The sequence below is a fragment of the Sporosarcina sp. PTS2304 genome (genome assembly GCF_003351785.1).
GTDB lineage: Bacteria > Bacillota > Bacilli > Bacillales_A > Planococcaceae > Sporosarcina.
Genome location: NZ_CP031230.1, coordinates 3397830 through 3415663 on the forward strand (window position 1 = coordinate 3397830; position 17834 = coordinate 3415663).

Annotated in this window: 17 protein-coding genes; 13 read left to right on the forward strand and 4 right to left on the reverse strand. The window is 45.1% G+C overall.

Annotated features, from left to right (window positions below; all coding sequences use genetic code 11):
* The first annotated feature begins 925 nt into the window (after positions 1-925).
* From glpK to DV702_RS16415, 9 genes are all read left to right on the forward strand, one after another.
* Positions 926-2419 (forward strand): glycerol kinase GlpK, encoded by a 1494-nt coding sequence (gene glpK / locus DV702_RS16375; RefSeq protein WP_114925718.1) that lies wholly within the window; start codon positions 926-928, stop codon positions 2417-2419.
* Positions 2420-2589: 170 nt separating this feature from the next.
* Positions 2590-3591, forward strand: a complete 1002-nt coding sequence (locus DV702_RS16380) for a rod shape-determining protein (protein ID WP_114925719.1) — start codon at positions 2590-2592, stop codon at positions 3589-3591.
* Positions 3592-3689: 98 nt separating this feature from the next.
* Positions 3690-4514 carry a flagellar hook-basal body protein gene (locus DV702_RS16385; protein ID WP_114925720.1) on the forward strand — a complete coding sequence of 275 codons (825 nt, stop codon included), beginning with the start codon at positions 3690-3692 and terminating at the stop codon, positions 4512-4514.
* A 33-nt stretch (positions 4515-4547) separates the two neighbouring features.
* Positions 4548-5381: a flagellar hook-basal body protein gene (locus tag DV702_RS16390; RefSeq protein WP_114925721.1), complete on the forward strand. Its 834-nt coding sequence runs from the start codon at positions 4548-4550 to the stop codon at positions 5379-5381.
* A 22-nt stretch (positions 5382-5403) separates the two neighbouring features.
* On the forward strand, positions 5404-5919 hold the full coding sequence (locus DV702_RS16395; protein ID WP_114925722.1) for a DNA-directed RNA polymerase subunit beta: 516 nt from the start codon (positions 5404-5406) through the stop codon (positions 5917-5919).
* 20 nt (positions 5920-5939) lie between these two features.
* Complete coding sequence (gene fabZ, locus DV702_RS16400; protein ID WP_114925723.1) at positions 5940-6377, forward strand: 3-hydroxyacyl-ACP dehydratase FabZ; 438 nt, start codon at positions 5940-5942, stop codon at positions 6375-6377.
* Positions 6378-6460: 83 nt separating this feature from the next.
* Positions 6461-6853 (forward strand): hypothetical protein, encoded by a 393-nt coding sequence (locus DV702_RS16405; RefSeq protein WP_114925724.1) that lies wholly within the window; start codon positions 6461-6463, stop codon positions 6851-6853.
* 94 nt (positions 6854-6947) lie between these two features.
* Positions 6948-7319 carry a hypothetical protein gene (locus DV702_RS16410; RefSeq protein ID WP_114925725.1) on the forward strand — a complete coding sequence of 124 codons (372 nt, stop codon included), beginning with the start codon at positions 6948-6950 and terminating at the stop codon, positions 7317-7319.
* 249 nt (positions 7320-7568) lie between these two features.
* Positions 7569-8732 (forward strand): IS256 family transposase, encoded by a 1164-nt coding sequence (locus DV702_RS16415; protein WP_114924934.1) that lies wholly within the window; start codon positions 7569-7571, stop codon positions 8730-8732.
* A 435-nt stretch (positions 8733-9167) separates the two neighbouring features.
* Here the strand turns inward: DV702_RS16415 and DV702_RS16420 are convergent, their stop codons facing one another.
* Positions 9168-9614, reverse strand: coding sequence for a YwpF family protein (locus DV702_RS16420; RefSeq protein WP_114925974.1), 447 nt, complete (start codon positions 9612-9614; stop codon positions 9168-9170).
* A gap of 242 nt (positions 9615-9856) precedes the next feature.
* Between DV702_RS16420 and DV702_RS16425 the strand changes: the two genes are divergently transcribed.
* Both DV702_RS16425 and DV702_RS16430 read left to right on the forward strand, forming a co-directional pair.
* Positions 9857-10273 carry a single-stranded DNA-binding protein gene (locus tag DV702_RS16425; RefSeq protein ID WP_114925726.1) on the forward strand — a complete coding sequence of 139 codons (417 nt, stop codon included), beginning with the start codon at positions 9857-9859 and terminating at the stop codon, positions 10271-10273.
* A gap of 272 nt (positions 10274-10545) precedes the next feature.
* Positions 10546-10740 (forward strand): hypothetical protein, encoded by a 195-nt coding sequence (locus DV702_RS16430; protein WP_114925727.1) that lies wholly within the window; start codon positions 10546-10548, stop codon positions 10738-10740.
* A gap of 36 nt (positions 10741-10776) precedes the next feature.
* On the opposite strand, the gene DV702_RS16435 is transcribed toward DV702_RS16430, so the two are convergent.
* The 3 genes from DV702_RS16435 to DV702_RS16445 are packed head-to-tail and all read right to left on the reverse strand — an operon-like array spanning position 10777 to position 15590.
* A complete protein-coding gene (locus DV702_RS16435) occupies positions 10777-13512 on the reverse strand; it encodes a DEAD/DEAH box helicase (RefSeq protein WP_114925728.1) in 2736 nt (911 codons plus the stop codon).
* Positions 13509-15116: a hypothetical protein gene (locus DV702_RS16440; protein WP_162805849.1), complete on the reverse strand. Its 1608-nt coding sequence runs from the start codon at positions 15114-15116 to the stop codon at positions 13509-13511. The genes DV702_RS16435 and DV702_RS16440 overlap by 4 nt, the downstream gene beginning before the upstream one ends.
* Positions 15117-15173: 57 nt before the next feature.
* Positions 15174-15590: a helix-turn-helix domain-containing protein gene (locus DV702_RS16445; RefSeq protein WP_114925730.1), complete on the reverse strand. Its 417-nt coding sequence runs from the start codon at positions 15588-15590 to the stop codon at positions 15174-15176.
* A 149-nt stretch (positions 15591-15739) separates the two neighbouring features.
* Between DV702_RS16445 and DV702_RS16450 the strand changes: the two genes are divergently transcribed.
* Positions 15740-16084, forward strand: a complete 345-nt coding sequence (locus tag DV702_RS16450) for a hypothetical protein (protein WP_162805850.1) — start codon at positions 15740-15742, stop codon at positions 16082-16084.
* 317 nt (positions 16085-16401) lie between these two features.
* Positions 16402-16851: a transcriptional regulator gene (locus DV702_RS16455; RefSeq protein WP_114925732.1), complete on the forward strand. Its 450-nt coding sequence runs from the start codon at positions 16402-16404 to the stop codon at positions 16849-16851.
* Positions 16852-17834: the final 983 nt, after the last annotated feature.

The following is a 17834-nucleotide window of genomic DNA, read 5'->3' on the forward strand; positions in this document are numbered from 1 at the left end:
TGACTGTTTCGACGAACTGAGTGAAAAAAGCAATGACTCTATATGTATTCAATCAGGCAATCCAAAGCTTTATCTACACTGTTCAGGAAGTAGAGCTTACCATACTCTACTTCTGGACGAACACAAACTGACTTACGAACACTAAGTCAAGGATTCTCCCGGAAGAACCGGCGACTCCTGGAGGATCAGGACGACAGGCGTAATCGCCAAAGAACTTCTGGCGAGTCCGCCGCGTCCCCTCAGGAAAGCGTCCGGTTTCTCTCGGGAGAATCCTAGCACGTACACTCTTTTTCTGCACTGCAAAGGAGAAGTCACTTACCCTACTCTAATTTCTGGACGAACACGGACTGACTTACGAACACTAAGTCAAGGATTCTCCCGGAAGAACCGGCGACTCCTAGAGGATCGGGAAGAGCCGTTGCGAAGGACGGCTTTTGCGAGTGAAGCGCAGCGAGAAGGAGCACATCTTTGCACTTGACAGGCGTAATCGCCAATGCACTTCTGGCGAGTCCGCCGCGTGCCCTCAGGAAAGCGTCCGGTTTCTCTCGGGAGAATCCTAGCACGTATACTCTTTTTCTGCACTGCAAAGGAGAAGTCACTTACCCTACTCTAATTTCTGGACGAACACGGACTGACTTACGAACACTAAGTCAAGGATTCTCCCGGAAGAACCGGCGACTCCTAGAGGATCGGGAAGAGCCGTTGCGAAGGACGGCTTTTGCGAGTGAAGCGCAGCGAGAAGGAGCACATCTTTGCACTTGACAGGCGTAATCGCCAATGCACTTCTGGCGAGTCCGCCGCGTGCCCTCAGGAAAGCGTCCGGTTTCTCTCGGGAGAATCCTAGCACGTATACTCTTTTATTGCACCACATTGGATATGTAACAAGCATTCAACTTATATAACAACTCTATTGGAGGAATGAAAAATGACCGAAAAATATATATTGGCACTTGACCAAGGAACAACTAGTTCACGAGCAATTTTATTTGATGCAAAAGGCGAGATCTTCCACACCGCACAACAAGAATTCACACAATACTTTCCAAAAGCAGGATGGGTAGAGCATAATGCAGATGAAATTTGGAGTTCCATTTTATCCGTCATTGCTGCAGTCATATCAGAAAAAAATCTAGCAGCTACACAAATTGAAGCAATTGGCATTACAAATCAACGAGAAACAACAGTCGTCTGGAACAAACATACAGGAGATCCTGTCTATCCCGCGATTGTCTGGCAATCACGTCAAACAGCGTATATTTGTGAGGAGTTAAAAGAAAACGGTTACAATGAATTATTCCGTAAAAAAACAGGCTTGCTCATCGATTCCTATTTTTCGGGAACGAAAGTGAAATGGATTTTGGATCACGTAGAAGGAGCACGTCAACAGGCTGAAAACGGTGATTTGCTATTCGGTACGATTGACACGTGGATCATTTGGAAATTATCTGACGGAAAAGCCCATGTTACGGACTATTCCAATGCTTCACGAACGTTGATGTACAACATTCACGAATTAACATGGGACGAAGAATTGCTGTCGATTTTGGACGTTCCGGCATCAATGTTACCAAAGGTGTGCCAGTCTTCGGAAGTGTATACACATACCGATGCCAAACATTTCTTCGGTTATGAAGCGCCGATTGCGGGCATTGCAGGAGATCAGCAGGCTGCATTATTCGGGCAAGCATGCTTTGAAAGTGGAATGGTGAAAAATACGTATGGCACAGGTTGTTTCATGCTCATGAATACCGGAGAAAAAGCAGTAACATCGGATAATGGATTACTCACAACGATCGCTTGGGGCATTAACGGCAAAGTAGAATATGCACTCGAAGGCAGTATTTTCGTTGCAGGCTCTGCGATTCAATGGTTGCGTGACGGGCTTCGGATGTTCCGTAGCGCCTCCGAAAGTGAAAGCTATGCCAAGCGTGTGAAATCTACAGAAGGTGTCTACGTAGTACCGGCATTCGTAGGACTCGGCACACCGTATTGGGATAGTGATGTGAAAGGTGCAGTGTTTGGACTGACCCGTGGCACGACGAAAGAACATTTTGTACGTGCGACACTGGAATCACTTGCTTATCAAACGAAGGACGTCCTCGATGCAATGGAAGCAGATTCGAAAATTGCTTTAAAAACATTGCGTGTTGATGGCGGTGCCGTGTCAAACGACTTCCTTATGCAATTCCAAGCAGACTTGCTCAATGTGCCTGTCGAACGTTCAACGGTCAATGAAACGACAGCACTCGGAGCAGCTTACTTAGCAGGACTCGCTGTAGGATTTTGGAAAGATTGTGAAGAAATCTCAACCCACTGGCGACTCGATCATCCGTTTGAACCGAAAATGAACGAAGAAACACGCACTGAATTATATACAGGATGGAAAAAAGCGATAAAAGCGACTACTGCTTTTAAATAACGATCAGCCGCAAGCGAGTGAATAAGCTTGCGGCTTTTTTGTTTTCAGTATAGCTATGCAAGATTCGCCATTCCTAGGAAAATACCGGTAGAATCATGCCATTTACAGTAGAATTATGGTAGAATGGACAGCTAGAGAGTGTAGACGAAGACGACGAACGGGGGGACACGATGTTTTCAAAAGATATAGGAATAGACATGGGTACAGCCAATACATTGATCTATATGAAAGGGAAAGGAATTGTCCTCGATGAACCGACAGTCGTAGCAAGTAATAAGCAAACAAAACAACTAGTAGCTTTCGGAAAGGAAGCCTACCGAATGATTGGCCGGACACCGGAGAACCTGGAAACGCTGCATCCGATGAAAAATGGTGTGATAGCTGACTTTGACATGATGCAAGCATTACTCACTCATTTTCTTGAAAAAATACAGGGGAAAAGCCGTTTGTCCAGACCTCGAATCATCATGTGCTGTCCTGCGCATACGACGCATGTTGAGCGCCAAGTGATTCGGCAAGTCGTCGAACAATCAGGAAGTAAACAGATGACGATGGAAATAGAACCTAAAATTGCTGCCATTAGTGCAGGTATTGATAACTCACATCCGACCGGTCATATGATTATTGATATCGGAGCAGGTACAACGGATGCTACCGTACTATCAATGGGTGACATCGTATCGTTTGGAACGATTGCGACAGCAGGTAAAGAATTTGACCAACAGATCATTCAACATATTCGAAAGCATTATCAAATATATATTGGCGAACGGACAGCAGAGCGAGTAAAGAAAGAAATAGGACTTGTGCTGCCAACTGACGAAAAGCCGATCTCTACAGCCATTCATGGTCGTGATTTAGGGACAGGCTTACCGAAAACATGTACAGTAACAGCTGAAGAAATTAGAAAAGCCATTCATTTGCCCATTAGTAAAATTGTAGAGACCGCTCGAACGACACTTGAAAAAACGCCGCCAGAACTCGTGAAAGACATTATGAATCATGGAATTATCCTTATGGGTGGCAGCGCATTGCTACCGGGAATCGATGTCTTACTGTCAAAAGAATTACATGCTCCTGTGTTTGTTGCGGACAATCCTTTAACGTGCTTGGCAGAGGGAACGGGCATTTTATTAGAAACCGTCACGAAAACACCGGCACGCACAAGATGACCTGACATGCAAATAGAAAATAGTGTATAATAAGAAGATATATTCATTTGAATCATTAGAAGATGAATACGAGTACGGATTTCAAAGGAGTGAAAGAAATGTTTCGTGGCTTTTATACGGTAGGATCGGGCATGATCGCACAGCAGCGGCGGACAGAGATGCTCTCAAATAATATAGCGAACGCTAATACACCGGGCTATAAAGCAGAGCAGTCTGCTATTCGGGCGTTTCCTGAAATGTTCATGTCTCGTTTGGATGCGATGCGTGTGCCTACGGAAAAAGGATTACATTTCAAAGGACTTTCTCCGGTAGGCGAACTTTCGACGGGTGTTTACATGCAGGAAACACTGCCGCAATTCGCCCAAGGTCAATTGAGAGAAACCGAGTTAAAAACAGATGTGGCGTTAGTTGATGGACCGATGGATATCAATGAAGAGACCGGCATTGCAGGCACTGTGTTTTTTACACTGGAAGGCGAGAATGGCGATCCATACTACACACGAAACGGTAATTTCACTGTCAATGCAGAAGGATTTCTAACCAATCCAATGGGTCTATTCGTCTTAGACACAGCAGGGAATCGCATTGAATTGCCAAGTGATGACATTCGAATTACACAAGAAGGCGTCATTTTTACAGGAGAAACACAAGCCGCTACATTAGGCATTGCTTACTCAGACGAGCCTGATACTCTGCTCAAACGCGATAACGGTTTATTTACCACGGCAGACGGAACAGAACTTCCGGCAGGCGGGCAATACTCCATGCAACAAGGATATCTTGAAGATTCCAATGTAGATTCCGCACGCACGATGACCGATATGCTGACAGCGTACCGAGCATTCGAGGCCAATCAAAAAGTGTTGCAAGCATATGACCGAAGTATGGAAAAAGCGGTCAATGAAGTAGGACGTGTCAACTGATGAGTACATATAACGCGAAAGGAGTCGTCTCACATGCTTCGAACGATGACCACTGCTGTGAATACAATGAACCAATTGCAGCACCGTCTAGATTTAATCGGCAATAACTTATCCAATACCGCTACGCACGGCTATAAAGCAAACGATGCGAAGTTTCAAGAATTACTCTATCAACAAATCAACAACGACAAAGCCGATCAAGCTCCGAGACGTTCCGAAGCGGGAATCCGCATGGGGAGCGGTTCAAGAGTCGGCAGTCTGCAAATGAACTGGAAAGTCGGTGCAGTGCAAATAACGGATCGTCAACTGGACTTTGCGTTAACGGCACCAAAACAACATTTCAACTTAATTCAGCCGATTGATGGCGGCGAAGAAATTATCTATTCCCGAAAAGGTAACTTCTACGTTTCTCCAACAGCAAACGGCCAAAATATGCTAGTTAATGAAGATGGACTGCCTGTCGCCAACAGCGCGGGACGTCCTGTTATCATGCCGGGTGACGCAACCAATTACCGCGTGCAGCCGAATGGCATACTCGAAGTCACTCATCCAGGCGGAGTAGACAGAATTGAGTTAGGAGTGACTGTGCTAGAAAAGCCCGACTCCATGGTTCAATTATCAGCAACAAACTTCGGATTGCCTGAAAACTTGGCGGCGCTCGGAATCGCAGCTAACGACTTATTGACAGAAATGATTGGCGCCGGACGTAGTGAAATCGAAATGCAAAACCAAGCATTAGAAACGTCTAACGTTCACTATGAAAAAGAAATGACGGATTTAATTGCGACGCAACGGGCCTACCAATTTAATGCACGTTCGGTAACATTGGCCGATCAAATGCTTGGTTTGATCAACGGCATCCGCTAAGCGTGCGCTAGGAGTACTGACTATGACAGAAGAAAAACGTGAAAATCAATTACCTATAGAAACACCGGATGAACCGATAGTCGAAAAAGCTGAGGCGTCAGAAACACCGGATGGTTCCGTAACATCAAAAGCATCTGAACCTGCCGTAGAACTGCAAGCATCGACAGAAGAGATTCTTGAAAGTTCACCCGAGTCGCCGCCAACTGTAGACATTACGTCGACCGATTCACAAACCGAATCAGTCACCGTGGATGCGCCGACTACCGGTACGGAAGCTACGAAGCCGGATCCTGCAATTACTAAAAAAAGAAGATGGCATAAAGAAAAAGTAGAGAAATCAGCAAGTGAAGTAAGATGGGTTCAAATACGCTTATTTCCGATTTGGTTGCGCGTACTCATCCTTCTCGTACTAATCGCATTGGCAGCAGCATTAGGGGCAGTCGTAGGTTTCAGTATCATTGGAGATGGTTCAGCCGAAGATGTGTTCAAAAAAGAAACGTGGCAACATATATTTGATATTATGAATGGCAAATCATAAGGAATGAAGGAGCTCAAATCATGCTAAATGCACAACAAATTCAAGAAATTATCCCTCACCGTTATCCCTTTCTGCTAATCGATCGTATCGAAGAAGTAGAAGAAGGCAAACGTGCAGTAGGGCTGAAAAATGTCACAATCAATGAAGAGTTCTTCAATGGTCACTTTCCGGGCTACCCTGTTATGCCAGGTGTCCTTATTGTAGAAGCATTGGCTCAAGTCGGTGCAGTCGCTTTATTGAAAAAAGAAGAAAATAAAGGACGTCTGGCATTTTTCGCAGGCATTGACAGCTGCCGTTTTAAACGTCAAGTCACACCTGGTGATACGTTACGTCTAGAAGTAGAAATCGTGCGCCTGCGCGGATCCATCGGCAAAGGAAAAGCTGTTGCCACAGTAGACGGTGAAGTGGCATGTGAGGCAGAAATCACATTTGCTCTCGGTCCTGTGCAAGAACGATAAAATTATTTTGCAATATGTGAAAAATTTGATACAATGAACATTGCAATGCCATATTCGGCATACAGTGGGAGGTTACAACGAGCATGCTTAAAAAGCTTTCTCCGAATATTAAAAGCAGTATTACTCGCTCCATTTCTCAATCATTCGAACAATACATGAACGAAATCGGTTGGTCCGCGGAGCACTACAATATAGAACAATTTTATGCAAATTGGCGTGAATACATTACGACCAAGGCGCTGTGGTACGATAAAATTCCTGAGGACGTCATTTCAGACCCGCAATTCCACGAAGATTTGGCGAAGCGAGTAGAGGAAGTATTGATTCGCATCCTGAATGACCCGCCAACAGAAGAGCAAATCGCTCAAATTGAAATTCTTCAAGAAAAACTCAATACTCATTATGAATATGGCTGTAAAGCAGAGGCAGTATACGTTCAAAACTTACTAGAAGAAAACGTAGGCCAGTTGAAATAATGACATGAATAGTTCTTTCCTTTTCGCACAAGCTAACAAAGATCGTACGAACCCGTATGATTGACAGCTTGCAAAAAAAGGAGGGAATTTTTTTATGATCAGAAAAGCATTGCCCGTAGTCTTCGCATCCGCACTCGTTCTAACCGCCTGTAATTCAGACAAAGGCGCGCTCCCAGACAATAACGAAACACCGATGCAAGAACTAGAACGCGATTTGACACCTAACGAGCGTGTAGGACCTAACCTAGACGGCTTAGACGATAACAACCGCGACAATGGCGGGGTAATGGAACGCGATCGTAAAGGCATCATCGAAGAAAACAATCGTGACCAAATGGATAATAATCGCGACGATGGCCTGAATCACCGCGGCGCACGCGACGACAACACGATGCAAGGAGAAATGAACGGCAACGACACAGCTCCTGACGGCGTTCTCCGAAACGAAGATCGAAAAGTCCGATGAAGATTCTCCATATCTATCAAAAACGACCCCTGCCGCATAGCGCACGGGTCGTTTTTGGCGTTGTGGCGGGTTTGAGTATGCGAAGGGTGGAAAGGCGCTTGTAGGGCAGTGTGGACGCGCTCATAGACCACGTCCTCGCGCTCATAGAACGTGATAAAGTCCATATAATTGTGTAAATAGAAAAAGAGCCACATCAATTCCCTATGTTACAATGTTCACAACCACGATCACATTGAGGAGGAATTGATGATGACCCTATTTGATTATCTTAACATAAACGAGGAAGAACTAAAAGAAGCGGTGATGACTTCTAATCTGGACAACGTGCTGAAATCTGCTGTCGTTCTCATATTAAATGAGTATATGGAAAAAGAAAGAGATGAGTATTTGGAAACGGCCAAATATGAACGAGTAGCTGAGCGACGTGACTATCGCAACGGCTACTATGAACGAGAACTGATGATCACTGTCGGGCGCGTGAAATTAAAAGTTCCGCGTACACGAGAAGGTGGTTTTTCGACATCGGTTTTTGAAAAATATGCACGGGTGGACCAGGCGTTTATGCTTTCCATGCTAGAGATGGTGGTCAGTGGCGTTTCCACAAGGAAAGTGACGAATGTTATCGAGACATTATGCGGAGAAACGGTTTCTAAATCTTTCGTATCTTCACTGACTGCCCAGCTCGATCCGATCGTCAACCAATGGGCCAGCCGTCCTTTGAATGTGACGACGTATCGTTACTTGCATGTGGACGCCATGTATATCAAAGTCCGTGAGAATCGAAAAGTGGTTTCCAAAGCAGTTTATATCGCGACGGCGATCAGCACGGACAACCGCCGGGAAGTGGTGGGGCTGAAAATTGATCAAGCAGAGAGTTTCGAAGCTTGGCAGTCGTTCCTCCAGAGTCTAAAGCGACGTGGACTCCAATCTCCTGACCTTGTCATCTCGGATGCACATGAGGGGCTCAAGAAGGCGATTAGCCAGGAGTTTGTCGGGACTTCTTGGCAACGATGTACTGTCCATTTCAAGCGGAATCTACTAAAAGCATTACCGAAAAAAATGGCCAAATCCTTTATGGCGGACGTGCGCACTATTTTTATGAGCTCTGATCTTGAAGGAGCTCGGGAAGCGAAAGAACGGCTGGTAGAGAAGTATGCGAAAGAGCCACGTGTTCAAAAAGCGTTAGATATTCTTGAGGGAGGCTATGATGAGGCCACGCAGTTCTTAAATGAGCCTTCTCGTTATCATCGCTATACAAGTTCTACCAATCACCTAGAACGCTTAAATCAAGAAGTGCGAAGAAGAGAACAAGTCATCCGCATTTTTCCAAATGAGCAGTCTGCCTTTCGACTGATCGGTGCTGTGCTGATGGAGGCGGATGAACGTCTACAAAAAGGCAGCCCGCTACGGTAAGTCAAAACAAAACTGTTCCCGCAGGGAGGGGGTACCCCCTCCCTGCGGGAACAGCAAATCGAACTATCCGTGAAGTGACATTCAATAGGGGATAAGTAATTTACACAAGATCAAGGACTTGACTTAGAACGTGGTGTTGCGCTCATAGAATGCGGTGTTGCGCTCATAGAATGTGGTGTTGCGCTCATAGAACGTGGTGTTGCGCTCATAGAACGTGGTGCTGCGCTCATAGAACACGTGTTGCGCTCATAGAATGCGGTGCTGCGCTCATAGAATGCGTGTTGCGCTCATAGAACACGGTGCTGCGCTCATAGAACACGGTGTTGCGCTCATAGAATGCGGTGTTACGCTCATAGCCCACGTCCTCGCGCTCATAGACCACCCACCCAACCACCTCAACCAAAAAAAGCCGCCACAATTAAGTAGCAGCTCCTCCTAATTCTTCTCATCGGGAATCAAATCACGCTTCAATTTCGGACGATCCCACATGCCAGTCTCAAAACGCTCCAACAACGCATCGCCTGCCAAACCTTCATCCAGCAACTCTTCCAATAAATGCTCAGCATACTTCGAACGAGCCCGCTTCAGACGACCCTTCATTAATACGGAAATTCGATCCCCGATGTGCCGCCAATCTTCCACCGACACGACGAATGAAGCCGGCTCGTTACCAGGATAGGAAATCACTACCCGTACCGTCAGCAAGGCTTTCTCCGATCTCCACTTCTCCATAATCTCTTCGTATTTAGCATCAATATAAAGTTCCAACACCCATAATCTATGGCTGTTTTCCTGATTGATAATAATCCCATCATATAGAGGGAATGGCAAGACACCGTCATCTTGCATGACCTCCACTGAAAGCATCTTAAACGTTTTCAATTCAATCACCTCAGTACAATTTCCCCAAGTATAGCATAAAACACGCAAAATATATGAGAATTCAAAAACGCCTCCTATCACAACAGCTGAAAACCCATTCAAATCGCGAAAAGCTGAAAAATCATTCGAATGAAAATTGAAAAACACCCCCGATAATGACATCAAAATTCAATTTTGCCACTTTGCGTAAAAAGAACATCTGACATACGATAAGATCAATCCAATGAAGGGAGGGACAATTAGTGAACCAAGTGGCTTTAGTTGGGCGCATCACCAAAGATCTTACGCTTAAAGAACATACCTCAGGACGAGTGAACGCCACATTCGTCCTCGCAATCAACCGCAGCTTCAAAAATGCAAATGGTGAAGTCGCTACTGATTTTGTTTTATGTTCAGTCTGGGGAAGAACTGCTGAAAATCTCGTGCGTCATTGCGGTAAAGGATCGCTCGTAGGAGTTAGCGGCAGTATTCACACACGCAACTATGAACGAGAAGATCGGTCGAAAGTGTATATCACAGAAGTAGTATGCGATGAAATCCGTTTTCTGTCCTCGAAATCAGCCCGATCCAAGCACTCCGAAAACACAGCGCCTTCATCTACAGAGTCCAAACAGTTTGAAGAAGTAAAGCCAACAGAACAAGCTCTTCCAATTTTCTAAAAAACAGTAGTAGAGAGAGGTGAATGCAAAGGCACATCCGCCGCCATGTCACACGCTACTGATCAATTCCTGACACATGTAGCAACTAAAAAAAGTACGACACTACAAGCATATTCGCCAAGTCATACCAATCCCTGGTGAAGAGGGAGGGGACCCTCGCACTGGGAGTAGCATAGGAATAGAATGTAAGCCAACACATCCACCGCTCTTCGGAGACCACTTCCAAAGAGCGGCTGGAATACATACAGTACTAATTGAAAGGGGGAATGTCCATGCGGGAAAATAAGTTCATCAATCAGCCTGATTCCTCGTCTGCCCAAACGACGCATCAGGAAGACGTTCAAAGACTGGAAAAACAAATTGGTCAACTCATACGTATTATCGCCAATTTGAATGAACGTCTGAATTACTTGGAAACTGTGAAAACGAATCCCTTTTTTCTACCCACACAGCCTAAACAAACATAAAAAGACCCGTATCTTTAGAAGATACAGGCCTATATATTAAGTAAACGACAACAACTCATCCAACTCCCGATCATTCAACTCAGTTAGCCATTGACTCGAATGAATCAAATCAGCGGATAACGCAGCTTTCTCTACGAGCATTTCATCAATCTTTTCTTCAATCGTACCGACAGTAACAAACTTATGCACATGTACAAATTTCGTCTGCCCGATTCGATACGCGCGGTCCGTTGCCTGATTTTCCACAGCCGGATTCCACCAGCGATCCGCGTGTAATACATGGTTTGCTTGAGTTAGATTCAATCCCGTACCTCCTGCTTTTAATGACAGGATGAAAATAGGGAATTCCCCGTTTTGAAAAGCCTCTACTAACGCATCACGCTGCCCCTTCGGCATGCTGCCCGTCAAGAACGGCACATCAATTCCGTGCAACTCCGACAAGCACTGGCGCAGCATTTGCCCCATACCGATATACTGCGTGAAAATCAAACACTGCTCGCCATTCGATGCGATTTCCGCTGCCATAGAGACGATTCTCGCTGTTTTATTCGAACGTTTCATTAACTCCGCAGCGGGCGCGGGTGGTTCTTTTAAGAATAGGGCAGGGTGATTACATAATTGCTTCAACCGGCTCAACATCTTTAAAATTAAGCCTTTCCGTTCAAAGCCGGTAAGTGTTTCCAGCTTGAACTTCGTCTCCGCAACAAAACTTTCATAAAGCGCCGCCTGTTCAGTCGTCAGCGGCACATACTCATTTTGCTCCAGCTTCTCCGGTAAATTTAAACGTAAGGCAGGATCGTTTTTCGTCCGTCGCATCATGAAAGGTTGGATACGAGAGCGTAATTTGCGCTTCTCCGCTTCCAAATCATCCCGTTCGATCGGCACGATAAACTCTTCGCTAAACTTGCGAAAACTGCCCAAATAGCCTTTATGGATAAAATCAAAAATAGCCCAAAGCTCCGACAATCTGTTCTCAATTGGCGTACCCGTTAACGCGATATGGTGAATCCCGCGAAGCTTACGAATAGCGCGCGACTGCTTCGTCTGCAAATTTTTGATGTTTTGCGCTTCATCGATTGTGACGCTGGCGAATGTATAAGCAGACAGCATTTCCCCGTCTTGCGTGGCGGTGCCGTACGTTGTTAGCACAATGTCTGCTTGACGGTGAATCTCCTCAAATTGCTCTTCGCGGGCACGATTAGTCCCGTAATGCACATGGACGCGTAACGATGGAGCGAACCGTTCGAGCTCCTTCTGCCAATTACCCATAACGCTTGTCGGGCAAATGATCAGCGAAGGAGTATCAGTTTCCGGTACATTATGCACATAAAGTAAATACGTAATGAGCTGAACTGTCTTTCCGAGTCCCATATCATCTGCGAGGCAAGCCCCGAATTGGTTGTCCCGCATGAAATGAAGCCATTCGAAGCCTTCTTGCTGATACGGACGTAACTCTGCCTGTAGCTCCGTCGGTACCGGAACAGCAGGCAACCCTTTTTTCTCCTGTAACATCGTCATCACTTGTCGCAATGATTGCTGCATAGAGAAAGCCAACAAAGGATCCTCCTCTTCCTCTTCTTCGAGGATTGGCGCAATTTCTTCAGGCACTTCATGGAAGAGTAAATCTTTCACTGTCCATTCCCCGTCATCGACTTGTTCCATTAACTCACGAATCCTCTTGAGCCAAGCGGGATCTAAATGAAACCATTCGTCACCTGCACGGATATATTCACGATTTTCATCGACCATCCGTTGAAATTGCTCCCGATCGATTTGCTCGCCGGCAAGCGAAAACTGCCAGTCGAACGACAGCACTTGATCGAGACTGGCGGAGGAACGGTACGATTGCATACCGGCTGACGTACGGATTTTCAACTTCGTCTCCGTCACCGTCTTAAGCCAAGCAGGTAAGATGACAGGGTAATCGAATGCCTGACAAAGCGGTAAATCTTCCTGAATGAAAATTCGCACTTGCGCATCGTTAAGTAACATGTGGACGAATTGATCTTTTTCAGGTAACTCAACAGAACGGAAAATCCCGATCATCTCAGCTTGTCGTTCGGCAATATCTTGTGCATATGGTTTTCGCTTAGCAGGTAGAGCTTCTTCAATCGAACTATTCACTTTACGAATGGCAGGCGTCCACTGCGCACCACGCTCACTAATCAGTACCGTTTCGAGCAACCAGTCGGTCTCGTCTATAGCAGGTTCTGTTAAACGGAGAGCGATGCGGAACGGGAATTTCGTCGTTTCGCTATGCGGCCAGCCATATTGCTGGAAGTGGGGGAGCAACACAGGGAAATCCGCCATCGACACGCCAAGAGTGGCTAGTTGTCCACGCACCGCAAGCGATATGTAACGCCCTGCTCGCTCAGATAAATCTGTTTCCTGAACAGCAAAAGACAATCCGTCCTCATTAGCCTGAATATAAGAGAATAGCGCTGGATCTTGCCAAAGCGTGGCGGCTTCACGAATTCCAGTCAAAATGTCTTCGTCTTCAGCAGTAGCTCCTGCGTAGTGGACGTACGGGTGGCTGGAAGTGGAAAATAATCGCAACAGTTCATCGACCGTCACTTCCAGCCAATTGTCCCGATGCGGTACGAGCATGCCATAGAGCGTCTGTTCATCAGAATAAAACAAATACGACACGAGCATATCTGCGTCAATAGCTCTTTTTTCTCCTGCGACAGTGGCGGAAACGAGAAAACCGCCATCTGATCCTTCCTTTAATGTCAAATGTAGTGCGAGTTGCAAAATGTTCGACTCAGTCATAGCAGCAAGTTTCCTTTCTCCATTTCTTCCATCAGTGCACGCAGTCGGGGGAATTGCTGGCGAACTGTATTGACATAGCGGTTCCAGAATTCATTGCGCCCGTCACGTTTGGCTGCGGTCTTCATTTGCTTCCATAAACGCACAGCCCGTCGATAACTATCACGGTTCTTCTCTTTTACTAATTTCAGCGCTTCCGCATGCATGAGTGGAAACACAGCTTTCGAATCTTCTGCAAGCGCAGTTTTTAAAAGCGATCCGTCAATCATATCAATCGATCCGCGAGTCAAATGCATAAGTGCAGCCCATTCTTCGTACCGGCTCCGTTCGAAAAGAAATTTTCCATAGGCGCGATTTGCTTCTGCGCCGTACGATTGAAATAGCTGATCACGCTGCTCTTCTGAGACGTCTGATAAGGCCAGTAACTCATCAATTTCTTCCGCAAAAGCTGAACGATTGCGTGTAGCGAGCTGTTGATAATAATCCGCTAAGTGGGGCAGTAACTTCAACATAATGGATTGCACAATATCAAAGTCTTCATCTTCTTTTGCATACAGCGCAAAAGCGAGCCACTGCGGTACAGCCGTCGGATCCAATGTTTCCAGCTCATGATCCAGTTCGTCAAAACGTCCAGACGTCAAATAAAGGAATGCACGAAATAATGGGGCGTCGTTAGCAGCACCTTGTTGTAATCGTTCAAGCTCCTCCGCTACATCGACTTCATCTGCGTATAATTCAGTATAAACCAATCGGAACGCTTCAAAACGCTTCGAAAATAATCCTTCCTCTTCGACTGCGAATGAATGGATCAAATCTTTCAACTTCGTATGAAATGCATCTGTTTCGAATAATTTAGATTTTGAGCTTAATTGTGTAATGCCCGCTTTTAACTCCGATAACTGTTCATTCAGCCAGATCGTCAGTTGCCATTTGCCGTAATGATAGGAATCATTCGACGCTAACTCCTGACGCAAAAAAGGCCAAGCCGCGCGTAATAGCGTCAGCTGGTAGTACAGTGAAAAGAGCGGCTTCCATTCCCATTCAAATGGAGAAAGCCGCGTCTTTTGCTGTTCAATTTTAGAGACATAATGCAAAAATCCGGTCGGCCCATCTTTATGATCTAGTTCAGAAAGAGGCTGAACTAGCGTAGACAGCGCTGTAATCCAAGCTTCCGGCGTGCGCTCAGAAATTGATAATTGGGTTTGTACGGTTCCTGATTGCCGCCAAGCATGCAACCAATCCGACAGCGAATGAAACTGGGCGTATAAATGAAAAACGACCGCAATCTGATGTGCACACCAGCTATCATGTAAGCATGTGCAATAAGGTTCCATCGTCTGGAATGACAAACGCGCAAATTCAGACTCGGTTCCGGAAATATTCGCCATAATCGATTGTTCGCTTTCAGTATAACGATAAGCACCGACTGCATTCATGCGGACGAGGGAAGCCGCTTTACGCACAGTGTCCGCTTGTTGTGGAATCGATGGCGCAAATGTATGTTTAATATGATTCATGAACTCTTTAATTTCATTTTCGTGCATAGTAGCTATTCGTTCGATCGTCAGTTGCACCGAATCCACTCCTTCATAAAGCATTCTTCCCATTATAGCGTTTTTTCTGTCCCATTGCTACTGGTTAGGAAGCCATATGAAGATTCTGAGTTAGTTGTCTAATTGGTTTTTGTACAGTTGAATAAAACTTTGTAAGCCGGTAAAAAATAACGCACGGTTTTCCGGTGCCATTCGTTCTGCAATTGCCATTATGTCACGCATGTACTGTTCTTCCACCACAGAGTCTGCTGAACGATTCGCATAATCGCTTGTACTATCCAGCGTTCGCAAACCGTTCCCTGATCGTACTGTTTTCAACGGACGCTCCAAAAGAATAGCCAAGAACATCTCATCCGGAATACGATAAAGTTCCTTCACGACTTTAAGCTGTTCAATTGGGAACTCTCGTTCATCTGATTCATACCGTGAGATGGTTCCTGGATTTACACCCAAATCTTGCGCCATCTGTTTTTGTGTAATATGCAAATACTCCTCGCGAAACTCACGCAATTGCGAACCAAAACTCATATTCCATCACCCATTTTTCTCGCCATCGTATAAGAAAAAAAGAGTAGATTCTCGAAAAATGCCGATTAGGCAACTTTTTTTACCGATTCGGCAAGTAAATCCCTTTTTTAAGGAAATATGAGAAAATTAAGTAGGTGAAAGAGTGGGAGGTGAAAACAATAGACAAAATTCAATTGATGTTACATATTTCTCAATTACGCGCTCATTTAGATGATCGTCGGCACAAGCTGTTCAAAGACTTATCTTTTTTACAAGCCCTAGAACAATGTGCAGAGAAAATGGTGCATGATAATGAAGGGAAGGTGTTTTATTTATATGATGTAGTCTGTTTTGAAATGCTGTTTAAGCAAGTAATTATTTATTACGCAAACGATCGGATCTGTTTTACGTATAATCAGTGCGCGGTGGACATAAGCAAGAAAATCATCGCGAAGCTAGAGTCGGATAGAATCCACTATGTACCCCTGCGGAAATCTTTCATTGCTGTAAAATAAATGCTTGCGATCCGAAATGAAATAGTCTCTATTATACATCTTCGGTGCTCGAATCAATTTTCGGTCGGATCGCTTAAATTAGTAATGAATTACCCCTTACATAATGCAAAACTGCTGAATATGCATGAAAACCTCAAAAAAACTTGACATATTGAGTACATCTAGACTCATATCATGCACAAAACCCTCCAACTTGTGATATATTAATAGTAGTCGGAATATTCAAATGATTTGAGGGAACAAACTCTCATAGTCATTCGAAGCCTTTGGCGGCAACGATACATGTCATGGTATTTATGAAAAGGGAGGGAGAAGACATGCTGCTCATACAGCGGATCAAGCCATTTTTTACTAGGAAAGAAGAATTCAACTTACGTCTTGTATTCGCCTATCAATATTTTTCGATCAAACGAGACGACGAAGTATTTCAGTTCATCCCGGCCGAAGGAAAAGAAATAATCATCAATACAAAAAGTCTGCAGATTGAAAACTTAGCAGAGGTATTCGTTTTTCAACGTGGGCATCGGTTCATTAAGATCCCACTATTTCAATTGTTGCTAGTTTCCGATTTACATTTGCATTTGTCGACTATACTCGAAGGAGCGATGGAATTGGAAGGCCATCTACAGGAAGAGAATATGCGGGAAGCAGACGGATTAGTGGAGCAGTTGGAGCGAGATAATTGGGAACGAATGGTAGATTACGCACTCGAAACGAAAAACCGACTCTTGTTTAAGGAGTTGACGGAAGGACTGCGGCTAATTTGATAATGATCACGTAAAAAACACCTCAGTTATAAGCGCATGGCTCATGCGTCAAAACAGAGGTGTTTTTATTTAGGTGAAAATCGTCTATCAACTGTCTTCATAACGTTAGAAAATGGAGCGCTACTACAAATACTGCCGATCCTCCAAGACCTAATGCAAAATCCTGCCACGTAAACTCGATCGTCTTATCCAAATTCATCGCTCACCACTCCTTTTATGTATTTGACACGTATTGCCTCGTTACATTTCTAATTATAACCTATTTTGTTAATTTAAAAACATTCAGATAATTAAATGAATAGTTGGAACTAGGCTAGTCAGGACTTTGGTTGGTGCACGGACAGAAGTTAGAATGGGGTAAGTGACTTCTCCAGTGCAGAAAAGTAGTGTATGTGCTAGGATTCTCCCGAGAGAAACCGGACGCTTTCCTGAGGGCACGCGGCGGACTCGCCAGAAGTGCGTGGCGATTACGCCTGTCGTGCTGATCCTCCAGGAGTCGCCGGTTCTTCCGGGAGAATCCTTGAGTTTTTGTCGGGAAGTCAGTTGGTGTTCGTTCAGAAATTGAGGTAGGATAAGTAACTTCTCCTGTATAGTGCAGAAAAAGAGTGTACGTGCTAGGATTCTCCCTGCAGAACCGGACGCTTTCTGGAGGGCGCGCGGCGGACTCGCCAAAAGTGCGTTGGCGATTACGCCTGTCACGCTGATCCTCCCAGAGTCGCCGGTTCTTCCGGGAGAATCCTTGAGTTTGTGTCGGGAAGCCAGTTAGTGTTCGTCCAGAAATTAAGTATGGTAAGTTACGCTTCCTGAACAGTGTGGATTGAGCTATGGATTGCCTGATTGAGTGCATATAGAGTCATTTCTTTTTCCACTCAATTCGTCGAAACAGTCATAGTAGCTAGCAACACGTCACCGCTTTTTAACTTCAAAAACGGTCGCATTGTATCAGACAAGTCTATTTAGTTGGTCTTTCACCATATACAAAG